Source organism: Bacillus sp. AFS029533 (assembly GCF_002585125.1).
Taxonomy (GTDB): Bacteria; Bacillota; Bacilli; order Bacillales; family Bacillaceae_G; genus Gottfriedia; species Gottfriedia luciferensis_B.
The window spans coordinates 242,777-257,539 of the sequence record NZ_NUQC01000004.1 but is presented as its reverse complement, the minus strand read 5'-3'; the positions used below and the strand labels follow the sequence as shown (position 1 = coordinate 257,539).

13 protein-coding genes are annotated in these 14,763 nt (G+C 34.9%); 9 read left to right on the top strand and 4 right to left on the bottom strand.

Going from position 1 to position 14,763, the window contains the following annotated elements; all coding sequences use genetic code 11:
* Positions 1-387: 387 nt before the first annotated feature.
* The 3 genes from COE53_RS02820 (at position 388) to COE53_RS02810 (ending at position 5,352) form a co-directional block, all read left to right on the top strand.
* The gene (locus COE53_RS02820) at positions 388-2,019 is read left to right on the top strand and encodes a hypothetical protein (RefSeq protein WP_069033760.1); all 1,632 of its coding nucleotides are present in this window, start codon (positions 388-390) and stop codon (positions 2,017-2,019) included.
* Positions 1,997-4,753, top strand: a complete 2,757-nt coding sequence (locus tag COE53_RS02815; RefSeq protein ID WP_098947419.1) for a DEAD/DEAH box helicase — start codon at positions 1,997-1,999, stop codon at positions 4,751-4,753. Before COE53_RS02820 ends, COE53_RS02815 begins: the two co-directional genes overlap by 23 nt.
* 65 nt (positions 4,754-4,818) lie before the next feature.
* On the top strand, positions 4,819-5,352 hold the full coding sequence (locus tag COE53_RS02810) for a GrpB family protein (protein WP_098947418.1): 534 nt from the start codon (positions 4,819-4,821) through the stop codon (positions 5,350-5,352).
* A 70-nt stretch (positions 5,353-5,422) separates the two neighbouring features.
* Here the strand turns inward: COE53_RS02810 and COE53_RS02805 are convergent, their stop codons facing one another.
* Positions 5,423-5,704 (bottom strand): hypothetical protein, encoded by a 282-nt coding sequence (locus tag COE53_RS02805; protein ID WP_098947416.1) that lies wholly within the window; start codon positions 5,702-5,704, stop codon positions 5,423-5,425.
* Between the two features lie 139 nt (positions 5,705-5,843).
* On the opposite strand from COE53_RS02805, the gene COE53_RS02800 reads away from it, so the two are divergent.
* Both COE53_RS02800 and COE53_RS02795 read left to right on the top strand, forming a co-directional pair.
* Positions 5,844-6,599: a prolipoprotein diacylglyceryl transferase gene (locus COE53_RS02800; RefSeq protein WP_286162532.1), complete on the top strand. Its 756-nt coding sequence runs from the start codon at positions 5,844-5,846 to the stop codon at positions 6,597-6,599.
* Positions 6,571-7,974, top strand: a complete 1,404-nt coding sequence (locus tag COE53_RS02795) for a radical SAM protein (RefSeq protein ID WP_353616533.1) — start codon at positions 6,571-6,573, stop codon at positions 7,972-7,974. Before COE53_RS02800 ends, COE53_RS02795 begins: the two co-directional genes overlap by 29 nt.
* Positions 7,975-8,237: 263 nt before the next feature.
* Here the strand turns inward: COE53_RS02795 and fabZ are convergent, their stop codons facing one another.
* Together fabZ and COE53_RS02785 are read right to left on the bottom strand one after the other, a co-directional pair.
* Positions 8,238-8,660, bottom strand: coding sequence for a 3-hydroxyacyl-ACP dehydratase FabZ (gene fabZ, locus COE53_RS02790; RefSeq protein WP_056469377.1), 423 nt, complete (start codon positions 8,658-8,660; stop codon positions 8,238-8,240).
* Positions 8,661-9,082: 422 nt separating this feature from the next.
* Complete coding sequence (locus COE53_RS02785; protein WP_069033757.1) at positions 9,083-9,718, bottom strand: Crp/Fnr family transcriptional regulator; 636 nt, start codon at positions 9,716-9,718, stop codon at positions 9,083-9,085.
* A 70-nt stretch (positions 9,719-9,788) separates the two neighbouring features.
* Here COE53_RS02785 and COE53_RS02780 point away from each other — a divergent pair, with 70 nt between their 5' ends.
* Genes COE53_RS02780 through COE53_RS02770 form a run of 3 tightly spaced genes read left to right on the top strand, consistent with a single transcriptional unit; the run spans position 9,789 to position 12,944 of the window.
* On the top strand, positions 9,789-10,928 hold the full coding sequence (locus tag COE53_RS02780; protein ID WP_098947410.1) for an aminotransferase class V-fold PLP-dependent enzyme: 1,140 nt from the start codon (positions 9,789-9,791) through the stop codon (positions 10,926-10,928).
* Positions 10,909-11,532 (top strand): YitT family protein, encoded by a 624-nt coding sequence (locus COE53_RS02775; protein ID WP_069033755.1) that lies wholly within the window; start codon positions 10,909-10,911, stop codon positions 11,530-11,532. Before COE53_RS02780 ends, COE53_RS02775 begins: the two co-directional genes overlap by 20 nt.
* Entirely contained in the window at positions 11,529-12,944 is a 1,416-nt protein-coding gene (locus tag COE53_RS02770) for an amino acid permease (protein WP_098947408.1), read from the top strand. The genes COE53_RS02775 and COE53_RS02770 overlap by 4 nt, the downstream gene beginning before the upstream one ends.
* A 111-nt stretch (positions 12,945-13,055) precedes the next feature.
* Here the strand turns inward: COE53_RS02770 and COE53_RS02765 are convergent, their stop codons facing one another.
* Positions 13,056-14,327: an MFS transporter gene (locus tag COE53_RS02765; RefSeq protein WP_286162531.1), complete on the bottom strand. Its 1,272-nt coding sequence runs from the start codon at positions 14,325-14,327 to the stop codon at positions 13,056-13,058.
* 154 nt (positions 14,328-14,481) lie between these two features.
* On the opposite strand from COE53_RS02765, the gene COE53_RS02760 reads away from it, so the two are divergent.
* A complete protein-coding gene (locus tag COE53_RS02760) occupies positions 14,482-14,739 on the top strand; it encodes a hypothetical protein (RefSeq protein WP_098231086.1) in 258 nt (85 codons plus the stop codon).
* Positions 14,740-14,763 lie beyond the last annotated feature (24 nt).

The following is a 14,763-nucleotide window of genomic DNA, read 5'->3' as shown; positions in this document are numbered from 1 at the left end:
TTTTTAGTCTACATGCATTATTTGTGATTCCCGAATTTTAATTGCGATTTTCACTTTTTATTTGCGTTCCTTGAATTTATTTGCGATTTTCACTTTTTATTTGCGTTCCTTGATTTTAATGCGATTTTCACTTTTTATTTGCGTTCCTTGAATTTAATTGTGATTTTCACTTTTTATTTGAGTTCCTTGAATTTAATTGCGATTTTCACTTTTTATTTGCGATTCCCGAATTTTAATTGCCATCCACTCTTTTATTAATGATTTCAAAACTACAACATAAAAGTAACAATCTATATAAACTTTCAATTTTTCCCTTTTCGGCTATGTGTATCGTATTTGTTTAGGGTATAATTACCAATAAGAATGTTTCGAGTAAGGAGGCATCGAATGCTTCAGCGTGATTTAAGTAAAGATATTATTTATGAACTTTCATATTCACTCTTTTCAAAGCTTTCTCCTCAAAATACGAGGGACGCAGAGCTTGTTGAAACTGGCCTACAGTTGTATCGACTAGGTCAGGTATATAATGTTTCAGTTCGAGAAGGTCGTCTAGTTGGTGTTGTTGAAGAAGGGGATCAAATTCATTTACCAATTTTACATATTGAAAACCATGATCAAAATGGATGTGATTGCTACGAAGCTCCTCCATGCCAACATCAAATTGCACTTCTTTGCTATGCTGCCGCTTCATTTTCTTTAGTCGGAGATATTATGAGGAAGTTTAAGCAGTCTTCTTTAAAAAGTATCCCGAATATAATGACTGGTCGCCAACTGCTAGATCAAATGAGTATGTTTGAGCAGGATCGACCGAAAGAGACAGTAGCGTTATTTGAGCAAAAGTATAAGGAATATATAGAACAGCAACGAACGTCATTTTACCAAGATGTTTATTTTGTATATCCATTATATGAACGGTTTTATCATGGATTATTGAATCAACAACCACGTCAAGAAAAGGAAAAGCTACAATATCAGTTACTTGCGTCAATTTTTACAATGAATAAAATGGTCGGACAAATCGAAATTCAAAGTACAGTTTACGACAATGCGCATTTACCGCGCGAAATGACAATGCTAGAAAATCAAATTGACGCTGTAAGTAGGCAATTACATAATTTAACTGGGGGCTCCGTGTCTACTCAGTACGAAGAAGTTCTTCGTGAGCAGTTGCAGGATCTTTTATTAGAAAGAAACCTTTGTTTAGTTCCTCGTTATAACTCTTTTCGTCATGTATATAAAGAGCTATTAAATAGCCCAAAGATTTTATATAAGGATTTAGAAACATTATCAAAGGTTGAGGACAACTATTATGCAGATTTAGGAAAAGCTCATCTATATTATTTATTAAAAGAAGATGAAGCAATGCTGCCCATTATAAAGCACTACAGCGATAATGAACGCACTCTATATTGCTTTACTTACTGGATAGAAAATCTTCGAAAAAACAATGAAACAGATCGGCTAACATTATTTTTACCATTGTATTACGAGATGCTTTTACACTTTTTAAAAAATGGCGATGATGAATATGCAAAAACTACTTTTGCGAAACATTTCCTTACTAATTATGAGTACAATAGTTTTTACACTAATGAAACGGCCGGCTTAGAAGTAGTTTATCAAGCACTACTTCCATATAGTGTGATGCAGTACACTGATTATTTAATGCATAATCGGGAATACAAACGATGGGTTGAGCTGCAAATGCACTTATATTCTTACAATCCTGATTACATTGATAAACATGACCTTCAGGAAGTACATAAGTACTCACCTCAATCTGTATTACCTATATACCATCACTTAGTTCTTTATTACATTGATTTAAAAGGCCGAGCAAACTATAAAATAGCTGTTCGATATTTGAAAAAACTAAGAACAAATTATAAAAAATTAAAGCGCATGAATGAGTGGGAAGACTATATTCAGTATGTTGAATCTCAATTTATTCGTTTACGTGCACTTCAAGAGGAATTAAAGAAAGGAAAATTAGTCAATGAAGCGACTAGCAAATCTTAGTATTGCCGTAAAATGGGTTGAGCGAAAAGGCTTACTCATTTATGGAATGCAAAGTCACGGTGTCATTTTACCGGTAACCGCATGGAAGCATCTAGTGTTTCAATGGCATGAACCTTCATATTATGGGACATTATTGCAACCGACCCGAGTCGGTCAGATTGAAGGAATTCTTTTAACTCCAATCGAAGCTCTTACTTTTTTTAGAGAACACCAAGAAAACTCATTAGTAGAGATTACTTATTTAGATGAAGCAAATGAGTTTCATTCGATAATCTCAAGCTTATACAATGATTTTAACGAGGGCCACGTTTCGCCAAGTTTTGCTCATTATCAGGCTGGCGAAGAGCTATGGAAAATTGATGGATTTGAACAATTAGAACCAACTTTACAGGAATTGGTTTCTTCTGCAATAAAACAGCAGTTTGAAATAGAAACTTTACAGTCTAAACGCTGGGATATTGCTAGGGGCTTGTATCATAATCCAAGTTATATAAAACAGCAACTCACACATAGTATTGATGAAGACGATTGGCATGTAAAAATTGGTCTAAGAGACGATGATGTTCCATTTTCGATTCGATTAGTACTTGAAGAGCCAATGAGTGAGCATGATGATTGGAATCTTCGTACATATTTAATAGATGAGCGAAAAACGATAAAACCTTATGAATATAACGGACATGAATCATTACATAAAAAGCATTCTTCTTATGCTGAGTATTTAGATCGAACGTTCCAAGGTGTAGGATTATTAGCACCAAACTTAATCGATAATCATATGCCAAAAGAAGTTTTAAGTGAACAAGAAGCTTGGACATTTTTAACAGAGGATAGTGAAAAAGTACTTTCAGCAAATATTCAGGTTCTTTTACCAAGCTGGTGGCAAGCTTTAAAACAAAATAAGATGACTTTAAAAGCAAGTGTAAAAGGTAAACCTGCTGGAAATTCATTTTTCAATATGGAAACATTAGTTGACTTCAACTGGCGAATCTCTACAAATGGAATGGAGCTTTCGGAACAACAATTCCAACAATTCGTTGAAAATCAAAGACGTTTAATTCAATTTAATGGACAGTGGATTGCACTTGACCCTGCTTTTATTGCACGTATGAAGAAAATGATGGCAAAGGCTGAAAAGCAAGGACTTAGATTTCACGAAGTTCTTCAACATGAGCTACTACAAGGGACTGAAAAACCTGAGGACGACCACTCACCTTTTGCCGAGGTTGAAATTGAAGTTGATGAGGTATTCCGAGAATTAACTAAACGATTAACATCCATTTCAGAAGTTCCTGAGCTTAATGTTCCTCATGGTCTACAAGCAACATTACGAGCATATCAGCAAAAAGGATTCGAATGGTTAGTTCATTTAAAAAATATGGGATTTGGTGCACTACTTGCTGACGATATGGGGCTTGGTAAAACAATTCAATCGATCTCTTATTTAGCTTATCGTAAAGAAAACGAAGAAAATCGAGGAGCATCATTGATTATCTGCCCTACTTCTGTTATCAACAACTGGAAACGAGAAATTGAATTATTTTATCCTGATTTAACTGTTCATGTTCACTATGGAGGTAACCGTTTAAAAGGTGAAGACTTATTTTCAATAATGAGAGATTTCGATATAGTCATCACCTCCTATGCTTTAAGCGTGTTAGATTATGAAGACCTAAAGCAATATGTTTGGAAAAGTATCATTCTTGATGAGGCTCAAAACATAAAAAATCCAACCACAAAGCAGTCTCGCGCAGTTCGTGGGTTAAAAGCTGAGCACCGGATTGCTCTTACTGGTACTCCAATGGAAAACCGCTTAACGGAGCTTTGGACAATCTTTGATTTTATAAATAGAGGATATCTTGGTTCACTAAACCGTTTCGCAAGCAATTATGTAAACCCTATAGAGAAGGACCGCGATGAAGAAAAAATAAATGCTGTTCATCGTTTAATTTCACCTTTCTTACTAAGACGAACGAAGCAAGATGAAGATGTTGCTTTAAATCTTCCACCAAAACAAGAACAAAAGATGCTTTGTCCTTTATCAGTGGAACAAGCTGCATTATACGAGCAAGTTGTTCAAGACAGCTTAAAACAAATCGATACATTAACTGGTATCGAACGTCGAGGCCGCATTTTATGGATGCTAAATAAATTAAAACAAATCTGTGATCACCCTTCTTTATTCTTAAAGGAATCACAGCTTGTTGAATTTGAAGAAAGATCAAGTAAAGTTGAACGACTATTCGAATTAATAGACCCAATCCTTGAACAGAGCGAAAGCTGCCTAATTTTTACTCAGTATGTGAGAATGGGTGATATGCTTAAAGAGGCAATCCAAGCAAAATTTGGTGAAGAGGTATTATTCTTAAACGGTAGTATTCCTAAAACTGCCCGTGATAATATGATTTCTCGCTTCCAAAACGGCGATGTAAAAGTATTTATTCTTTCACTCAAAGCTGGTGGAACAGGATTAAACTTAACAGCAGCAAATCACGTAATGCACTTTGACCGTTGGTGGAATCCAGCAGTTGAAAATCAAGCGACTGACCGAGCATACAGAATAGGGCAAACAAAATTCGTTCAAGTCCATAAATTTGTAACGATCGGAACGCTAGAAGAAAAAATTGATGAAATGCTACAACGGAAACAATCACTGAACGATACAATCATAACGAGCGAACAGTGGATTACAGAATTGTCTATGGATGAGCTTGTTGATTTGTTAGGTGTTTAATTTGAATGAAAAATGGGATTATTGTATAGAGATAATCCCATTTTCTCTTGAATGGAGGTTATATTATGGGCACAAATAGTGGAAGGAACGTAATTGTCAAAAACCATGATGAAAACTGGAAAAACTTATTTCAAATAGAAGCTAACCGTGTACGTGAAATCTTAAAAGATGAGCTTATTGAGATTCATCACATTGGTAGTACATCAGTTCCAAATTTAAAGGCGAAACCGATTATTGATATGTTACCTGTCGTTAAAAACATAGAAAACATATACAAGTATAATGATCAATTGGCTGAAATTGGTTATGAGGGACTTGGTGAGTTCGGTCTTCCAGGTAGAAGATACTTCCGAAAAGGTGGTGAGAATCGTACCCATCAAATGCATATGTATCAGCTTGATAATGCAAAAGAAATTGAGCGTCATATTGCGGTTCCTGCCTATTTAAGAGCACATGAAGATGAGATGAAAGCATATGGCGAATTAAAAGCGCAGCTTGCTGAAAAATTTCCAAAAGATATTTATGGATATATGGACGGAAAAGATGCTTTTTTAAAAGATATAGAGCAAAAAGCTATAGAATGGCGAAAAACAATTTAATTATTACAGATAGTAAACAATAAAAAACATGCAATGGGAATATGCATGTTTTTTTATTTGGAATTTATTATTAAAGATTATAAAAAAATGCCCCACAAATCGAATAGAATATGAAGAACACAATTGGCAGAGACATGAAAAACCCTATTGCCAAGAACTTTCTTTTTGAGACTCCCCAACAGGAAATACCTATTAGAAGTGGTATAGCTACAACAATTCCAGCAGCGATGGGAAATTTTAATAAATCGATTCCCACTATAGTAACTAGGATCCCACTGAATGAAGTGAGGGTTCCAAGAAAAATCCCTTTAAAAAAATCAGCAACTGGATGATGATCACGTTTATCTGACAATCTCATTCCCTCCTCCCCAATTTGCACTATCTATAAATATAAGATAGTAGAACATTCAGAAAAATAGTATCATAGGGTTAGCAACATGACAATAAAACTTTAAAATAAAAAAGGAAGTGATACTATAAACACACCTGTAATGATCCCACTTTTTGGCATGGAACTTCACCCACATCGAATTTTTGAAAGTTTAGCCTTTTTTATAGGATTTAGAATATATATTAAGTTCCGCCGGAAGGAAACAATTAGTGAAGAAAAAACTGTTTATGTTCTAATAGGAGCAATTCTAGGATCCCTTTTTGGAAGCCTGATTGTCGCTTCACTACAGGACATCCCCAAATTATTACATAGCATTAATAGTCATGGTCTACTTGGTATATTTCAAGGTAAAACCATTGTCGGAGGGTTACTTGGTGGGATCTTTGGCGTCGAATTAAGTAAAAAGCTTTGTAACCAAACACGTTCAACCGGAGATGATATGGTCCTCCCACTTTGTCTGGCAATGTGCATTGGAAGAATAGGTTGCTTTCTAACTGGAATAAATGACGATACATATGGGATCCCTACATCAAGTGTATTTGGGATTGATTTAGGTGATGGAATAAAACGTCACCCAACATCACTTTATGACATAGCTTTTTTATGCTGTCTATTGTTCGTTATAAAATACTTTTTTAGACAAAAACCTTATGAAGGCTTTCATTTTGCTCTATTTTCCAGTACATACTTTCTTTATAGGTTTTTCATTGAGTGGCTAAAACCAACAATCAAGCCATATGGAGAAATGAGTAGTATTCAACTAACTTGTTTATTAGGCGTATTGTATTACGCTATCTATTTCATCTATCAGAGAAGGAGAAATTATCGTGCCAAATCGTCCGTATACGTACAGTGATTTTACATTATCTGTTTGCAGTAAATGCTTACGAAAAGTAGAAGCAAAAATTATATATGAAAATGATTGCGTTTATATGTTAAAACGTTGCATGCACCACGGTATGGAGAAAGTCCTAATTTCTACAGATATCCCTTACTACCAATTATGTAGGGAGTTTATTAAACCAAGTGAAATGCCCCATCGATGGAACACTCCAATTAAATATGGTTGCCCATACGATTGTGGTCTTTGTCCAGATCATGAACAGCATAGTTGTTTGAGTATTGTTGAAATAACAGATGTATGTAATTTACAATGTCCAATTTGTTATGCAGAAAGTTCTCCTAAACGAACTACTTGGAAAGACTTAGAAACCATCAAACAGATGTTTGATACGATTATTAAAAACGAAAAAGAAGCAGATGTAGTTCAAATCTCCGGTGGTGAACCGACAATTCATCCTCAATTTTTTGAAATATTAGATGAGGCAAAAAAGCGAAGCATTAAACACCTCATGGTCAATACAAACGGAATTAGAATTGCCACTGATGAAGCTTTTGTCAAAAGACTAGCAAGTTACAAACCTGGCTTTGAAATCTATCTCCAATTTGATAGTTTTGAAGAGGAAACACTTCTTGAGCTACGAGGGCGTGATTTACGAGAGGTGCGACAAAAAGCTATTACTAATTTAAATAAATATAATATTAGTACAACGCTAGTTGCTGTCTTAAAAAAGGGCTTAAATGACCATGAAATAGGCAAAATTATTAAATGGGGTACAGAACAAAAATGTGTACGTGGTGTAACTTTCCAACCAATTCAACATGCCGGAAGAACAGAAAATTACGATCCATCAACTGAACGCCTAACACTGAGTGAAGTTCGACAAGAAATTATTAAACAAAGTGAATTCTATTCTGAAGACGATATTATTCCTGTACCGTGCCATCCTGACAGTTTAGCAATGGGCTATGCCTTAAAAATGGGCGGTAAAATCACCCCTTTAACTAGTATCATTGATAAGAATGTATTACTTGAGGGCGAAAGGAATACAATAGTTTTCGAGAGTGATGAGGAGCTACGAAACAAAGTTTTCAAGTTATTTAGTTTAAATCACTCCCCTCAAAGTGGATTTCAAGGCTTAAAGGATCTTCTATGTTGTTTACCAAAAGTTATTTTACCAAGTGGAATGGGATATGAAAATGTATTTCGAGTATTAATTATGAAATTCCAAGATAATTATGATTTAGATGTTCGTAGCGTAAAAAAATCATGTGTTCATTTTGTAACAACAGATGATAAAATGATTCCATTTGACACATATAATTTATTTTATAGGGATGACAAAGAGTCTTACTTAGAGACACTTCGTGAAGAAATCATTAGGAACTAACGATTTTAGTAATGTGTGACTAAGTCACAGTTAAGTAACCGGTGCATTAAATTGGCCAGATTAATTATTCCAATACATACTTAATTTTATAGAAATTGAGTTTAATATTAATTGCTATTGTGGTTATCTTCATAGTTTCAGCTGTTTTATTTGCAGTTTAACCTTATTTATTTGCAGGTCAATCAGCGTACTTTTTATAGTTTCACTGTATTACTAAATAAAGAAAGCCTATTTCAAAAATAGGCTTCTTTTTTTTAATCTATTTATTTAAGTGCAAATGTAAGTTCAGCTTCACAAGCAATTTGTCCGTCAACCGTTGCTACTGCTTTACCTTTACCAATTGGTCCACGCATTTTCACTAGTTCAACTTCTAGTCTTAGCTGATCACCCGGTACTACTTGTCTTTTAAAGCGGCAATTATCGATACCAGCAAATAATGCAAGTTTTCCTTTATTTTGCTCAAGGCTTAGAGCCGCAACTCCTCCAACTTGTGCTAGAGCTTCTACAATTAGTACTCCTGGCATTACAGGATAATCAGGGAAATGACCGTTAAAAAACTCTTCGTTAGCAGTTACATTTTTAATGCCAATCGCACGTTTACCTTCTTCGTGCTCAATAATACGATCTACTAATAAAAATGGGTAACGATGAGGAAGAATTTCTTTAATTGCTTTAATATCTAACATTTTATGTAGTCCTCCATTTGTAAAGATTCAATATGTTAATAAAAAAGAAGCAAGTCTTAAGACCAGCTTCTATGCGCTATTAATATAATACTATCTTATTTTGTATGTTAACGCAAACCAATAATGAAACCGCTCATTTGCTTACTCAAATTACTTTATAAGAGCTAAAACGGTAAGTATCTTATTCAATTAAACCAATCATGGCACTCAATATATTAACTATTACTTTTAAGTCCAATTATTCGTGATCACCTATAATCAAAGGGTCATGCCTAACTTATTCAAGTTACCTACCATGTTCAACTATTATATGTTTTATTTACAGAAAATTTATAAAAGTTAGAAATTTTGTAAAGTATTTGACAGACGAAAGGAACCGATTTTTTTATCATTAAGTTAGAACAAGAAAGAGATGTTGCTCTTTAGGACAACAGTGTGTATCGCCCATTTTGTTTCTCAATGAATCCTTTTTCACATAATTCATTCATTACATAGGACACGCTTACACGTGATGAACCAACTACATAAGCAAGTTCTTGGTGAGTGAATGGAATCGTAATTGTTATACCCTTTGGTGTTTTAATACCATATGAGGATGCTAATTGGCGCAACATTGTTAAGACACGCTCTCCTACATCTGAAAAACTCATTAACCTTGTTTGAAGAAGTAGAGCTGATTGTTTATTACTTAGCGAACTTAGCGTTTTAAGAATGAGTTCTGGCTCACTCATTACGATATCGCGGAACGTTGATTTTGGAATTCTAAGGACACGTGCGATTGACGAGGTAGAAGCGTTATATCCATATGCTTCATCTGCCCATACGTTTGATTCTCCAATTATATTACCTGAGCCTACGATATATAAATGGCGCTCGGCTCCATTAGGTGATAACAAGTAAATACGAATTCGCCCTTCAAGGACGAGATAAACAAATGGATGATTTTCATCTTGTTGGAATAATACGACTTCACGAGAAAATGACAGTTCTTTACCTACTTCAAGAAAAGGTTCTGCTGTCCATTCGCCTTGTTCAAACCATAAGGATTGATGATTCATATGTCACCTCAAATTAATTATGTATCAAATAATGAAAACGCTATCAAAGTAGTGAAAGGATGAATTTAATATGACTAGCCCATTTTTAGAGAAGCGTTCTCTTTTTCCAACCTTATCTGAAACAATTCATTTATCAAGTTGTTCCCAAAGTGCAATCTCATCACCTGTGAAGGAAAGTATTCAATCTTACCTTACAAGCTGGACCGAAAAAGGTATGGACTGGGAAGGATGGATGGACAAAGTATATGAAGCAAAAGTCGCCTTTGCTACTTTAATAAATGCTTCTCCTGATGAGATTGCGGTGTTATCTAGCGTATCTGATGCCGCTTCATCATTTGCAGCGTCGTTAGATTTTACTGGAAGTCGAAATAAAGTTGTTACAACAGATATTGATTTCCCATGCATTGGTCACGTTTGGCTATCGCAAGTACCACGTGGCGCAAACGTCACGTTTTTAAATGATAACCTTCATCAAATTCAAATCGAACAATATGAAAAAGCAGTGGATTCAAACACACTTATTACCTCTGTCCCACATGTGTCTTATTATAATGGGTTTATTCAGGATATCAAAGCTATATCAAACATTACTAAAGCGAATGGATCACTACTATTTGTCGATGCCTATCAATCTGCTGGAAGTGTTCCAATCGATGTAAAGGAAATGGGAGTCGATGCACTCGCAACAGGTGCACAAAAGTTTTTACTAGGTATTCCTGGGATTAGCTTTTTATATGTAAGAAAAGAGTTAGCAGAGTCTCTCCAACCCCCAACGACTGGTTGGTTTAGTCGAGTGAATCCATTTGCTTTTGATCAGCATCTTCTTGATTATGCGGAAGGGACAAGGAGATTTGATACGGGTACTCCAATGATGATAAACGCTTATGCAGCTGGAGCAGGAATTTCTTTATTAAATCAAATTGGTGTTCCATCTATTCAGGATTACCTATCTTACTTATCTACTGTTGCAATTGAAACAGCGCATTCTCTTGGATTGACCGTTGTTAGTCCAACAGATTTATCAATAAAAGGTAGTAACACTGCAATTCGAGTGGAACAAGCAAACGTCGTTGAGCAATACTTAAAAACAAAAAAAATAATTGTCTCTGCCCGAAATGACGTTTTACGTGTAGCTCCTCATTTCTACAATACAGAAGATGAAGTTGTACGCGCGATTGAGGAAATTGCTTATGCAATTAGGAAAAGCTAACCAAAAACTATATTTCAAAAAATCAATTATAGTAATTGTCGGAACAATTTTGGTCGCACTTACCTATTACTTTTTCCAGGTTCCAAATGGAATTGTGGCTCCTGGACTTGGTGGGATCTGTATGTTGCTTGTTAAATTTATGCCTATTCCACTGGGGATTCTTTATTTTTTATTAAACATACCACTATTTTTAATTGGATACCGAGCAGTTGGTGTACCATTTGCATTGCTTAGTTTACTTGGAATGTGTAGTTTATCACTCTTCTTAACTCTCTTCTCCTCACTACCAGGCCCACATCTTCCGTTAATAGGATGTATACTCAGTGGGATTTTGTCTGGAATCGGAATTGGAATCGTGATTTTAGCAGGTGGTACAACTGGAGGACTTGATATAGCAAGTGTAGTAATCAATAGAAAATTCCCGAATTTTTCTATTGGAAAAACGATGATGGTTATAAACGGAATTGTCCTTTTGTATTCCTTAATTGGAGAAGGATTACAGCGAACTTTCCTCACGTTTTTTAGTATGCTGGTTGCCGGAAAAAGTGTTGATTGGACGTTATCTTATAGAAAACAATTCAAGAAAGGTGGCGAAACAATATGAATGAAAACAAAACTGTAATTGAACGAGAAGGAGGACTAAGTCGTTCGCTTACTAGTAAACAGCTGACCATGATTGGGATTGGTGGGGCAATTGGTACAGGTTTATTTATGGGAAGTGGCATTGCAATCGGATACGCTGGGCCTGGGGTTATTCTAAGTTATATTATTGCTGCATTCATAGCAGTCATAATGATGTTTAGTTTATCTGAAATGGCAGTTGTGCACCCGACAGCCGGTTCATTCGGTACTTATGCAGAGATGTATTTAAATCCTTGGGCAGGTTTCCTTATTCGCTACACATATTGGGCGGCACAAGTAATCGCAATTGGTGGAGAAGCTGTTGCGGTTGGACTGTACATGCAGTATTGGTTCCCGAGTATTCCTGTTTGGTTATGGACACTTGGATTTGGTATTGCTTTAGTCCTTGTGAACAGCAGATCTGTTTCCAACTTTGGTCAAATCGAGTATTGGTTTGCAATGATTAAAGTCGTTGCTATTGTACTATTCATCGTTTTTGGTGTTTCGCTCCTATTTGGAATTGGACATTCACACTCTGTAGGATTCCACCATTATACCGATCAACATGGGTTCCTACCAAATGGATTTAAAGGCGTTTGGATGGCAGTACTTATGGCAATCTTTAGTTTTTATGGTGTAGAGATTGTCGCTGTAACAGCAGGGGAATCTAAAGACCCAAAAAAAGCTATTCCTAAAGCAATGAAGAGCATGGTTCTACGTTTGTTTTTATTCTATATTCTATCATTAGGAATCATCGTTGCCGTTATTCCTTGGATGCAAGCAGGTGCCCATGAGGTTTCTGGATCACCGTTTGTAAAAGTCTTTGAGAGTTCTGGTGTGAGATATGCGGCTGGCATTATGAATTTTGTTATCTTAACCGCTGCACTATCCAGTATGAATACTAATTTATACTTAACATCTCGTATGTTATTCTCCTTATCTCGCGGAGATTATGCTCCAAAGTCATTTGGTAAATTATCTAAAAATGGTACGCCAGTAAAAGCAATTTTCATTTCAAGTGCAGGTGTATTAATCGCAACTGTATTGTCTATGTACTACCCAGATACATTTAACAAATTATTTGGTATCTCAATCTTTGGTGGGATTTTAGTATGGCTTATGATTTTAATTAGTCATCTTCGTTTTAGAAAAACTGTTCACCTTCATTATCACGAGCCTTTACCAGTTAAAGCACCGCTCTTTCCATTTCTTCAATGGATCGGAATACTACTACTTAGTGGTATTTTAATTACAATGGCATTTTCACCGGATTGGAACTCCGCTTGGAAAATTGGTGTGCCGTGGGTCATATTAGTATCAATTGGCTACTGGATCCAAAAAAGTCGCAAATCGAATTTATACAAACATAATTCAAATAATAAATCGGCACTTTAAATATTTAGCTCAATTTTTTTAAAGATTGTTAGTTTATAAATACAAATTCATACAAAAAGACAGGTATAAAAGAGGAAATTACCTTTTATATCTGTCTCTTTTTTATTCTATTTATTGATTTACCGATTTCTCAACCTTTACGGTTTTAATAGACTCAGCTCTAAGAAACTTAGGAAGTATAAATAAATAATAAATACCAACAATCGACAAGCTAGCACCGACTATGGCATGGAGCCATTCAATTTTTAAAATCGAAGGATAGAAAGCTGCAATTAATCCCAATGTGATGCTTTGGGAGAATAAAATAATAGGAGATATCCACCCTTGAACTCTTCCCATCATCTTTTTTTCAACAATTTTAGGGAACCATCCACCAAGTCCAATATTAATAATAGGTAAAGCCAACCCGATTATGAATTGCCAAATTATATAAGCATATGTGGTATTAGAAAAACCTCCTGCAATAACACATAAACCAGAAACAATTAGCCCACTTATAATCATATATGGTAGTGGCATTTTCTTCGCGAGCCTTGATCCAACTATACTTCCAATTAAAACGCCCGAACCAAAAGCTACTCCAATATAAATTAACATTTCCTCATAGTTTGATGGTGCCAGTTTATATTTTAAAATAAATGATGGCATAACTGAGAATCCGCCATTAATTACACCAAATAAAAAGAAACCAGATATAAGTGATCTAAGTAATGAATGATTAATTATGTAGTATATTCCCTCTTTAAAATCCTTTAAGACTAATGTAAATTTTAAATCTTTAAGCTTATGCTCTCTATTCGGATTCGTAATGTCCTTTGAAACTTTTGCTAATAAAATAAATAGTCCCGATGCAATGAAGGAAATCATATCAATGACGATGGCTGCTTCTACTCCCAATGTCCAAAATATGAATGTTCCAATTGCTCCGCCAAAAAGCATAAATAAGCTACTAACTAGCTGGTTTAAACCGGCTGATATTGCATACTGATCTTCTGTTAATATTCCCTGTAATAAAGCAGATTGAGCCGGTTGGAAAAATTTCGAAACGCCACTTCTTAAAAAGAGAATTCCGAATGATAGGTAAATCCAATCGTGCATAATCGTTATTAGTAGAATAATTGATAAAATCGCGCTTATAAAGTCACAATTAACAGCTATTTTCTTTCGATTTAAACGGTCTGCTACTACACCTACTAAAAAGAAAACAAAAATCATTGGTAGAGTATACATTAGCTCGGTTATCGTAGCATAGTATGGCTGATTTGAAAATTTTCTTAATAAGTACAACATAAATGCTGTCATCCCTACTACAGAACCAATCTGAGAAGTAAAATTCGCTAAAAATAGCCATGAAAAGTTTTTGTTTTTAAATATTTGGATCAATTAACTCACCCCTTTTACACTCCTTTTATTATATACCGAATTTTCAGATAAAAGCTCATAGACTTTTCTCGAAGTTTCCCTAACTTTTCGTATAATCACTGCCATCATATACCAAAATAATTGTAATTAGTCATTATAAATGGGGTGCTTAGCATTGAAGGTGTTTTGGGTTTTTCTTTGTTTATTTATACTAGAGATGTGCTTATTGGAAGGAATCGACTTATATAATGGAGATCAATTTCCTCACTTATTAACAAATATAAAGCTTAGTAAAACTGAACTAGTAGGTGAGGATTATGTATTAATTTTCTTCTTTACCGTTCCATTCGGCGTTGCTAAAATCGTCCTATCTTATATGAAAAAACTAAAAAAGAAACGAAATCAAGAACAAAATCAAAATACTTCAAATTAAAACGAAAGAGAATGCAGTTAGAGC

What these genes read in the sequence shown, in the direction of transcription:
- COE53_RS02820 (WP_069033760.1), top strand. Translation starts at nt 388, where the DNA reads ATGCTTCAGCGTGATTTAAGTAAAGATATTATTTATGAACTTTCATAT.
- COE53_RS02815 (WP_098947419.1), top strand. Translation starts at nt 1,997, where the DNA reads ATGAAGCGACTAGCAAATCTTAGTATTGCCGTAAAATGGGTTGAGCGA.
- COE53_RS02810 (WP_098947418.1), top strand. Translation starts at nt 4,819, where the DNA reads ATGGGCACAAATAGTGGAAGGAACGTAATTGTCAAAAACCATGATGAA.
- COE53_RS02800 (WP_286162532.1), top strand. Translation starts at nt 5,844, where the DNA reads ATGATCCCACTTTTTGGCATGGAACTTCACCCACATCGAATTTTTGAA.
- fabZ (WP_056469377.1), bottom strand. Translation starts at nt 8,660, where the DNA reads ATGTTAGATATTAAAGCAATTAAAGAAATTCTTCCTCATCGTTACCCA.
- COE53_RS02785 (WP_069033757.1), bottom strand. Translation starts at nt 9,718, where the DNA reads ATGAATCATCAATCCTTATGGTTTGAACAAGGCGAATGGACAGCAGAA.
- COE53_RS02780 (WP_098947410.1), top strand. Translation starts at nt 9,789, where the DNA reads ATGACTAGCCCATTTTTAGAGAAGCGTTCTCTTTTTCCAACCTTATCT.
- COE53_RS02775 (WP_069033755.1), top strand. Translation starts at nt 10,909, where the DNA reads ATGCAATTAGGAAAAGCTAACCAAAAACTATATTTCAAAAAATCAATT.
- COE53_RS02770 (WP_098947408.1), top strand. Translation starts at nt 11,529, where the DNA reads ATGAATGAAAACAAAACTGTAATTGAACGAGAAGGAGGACTAAGTCGT.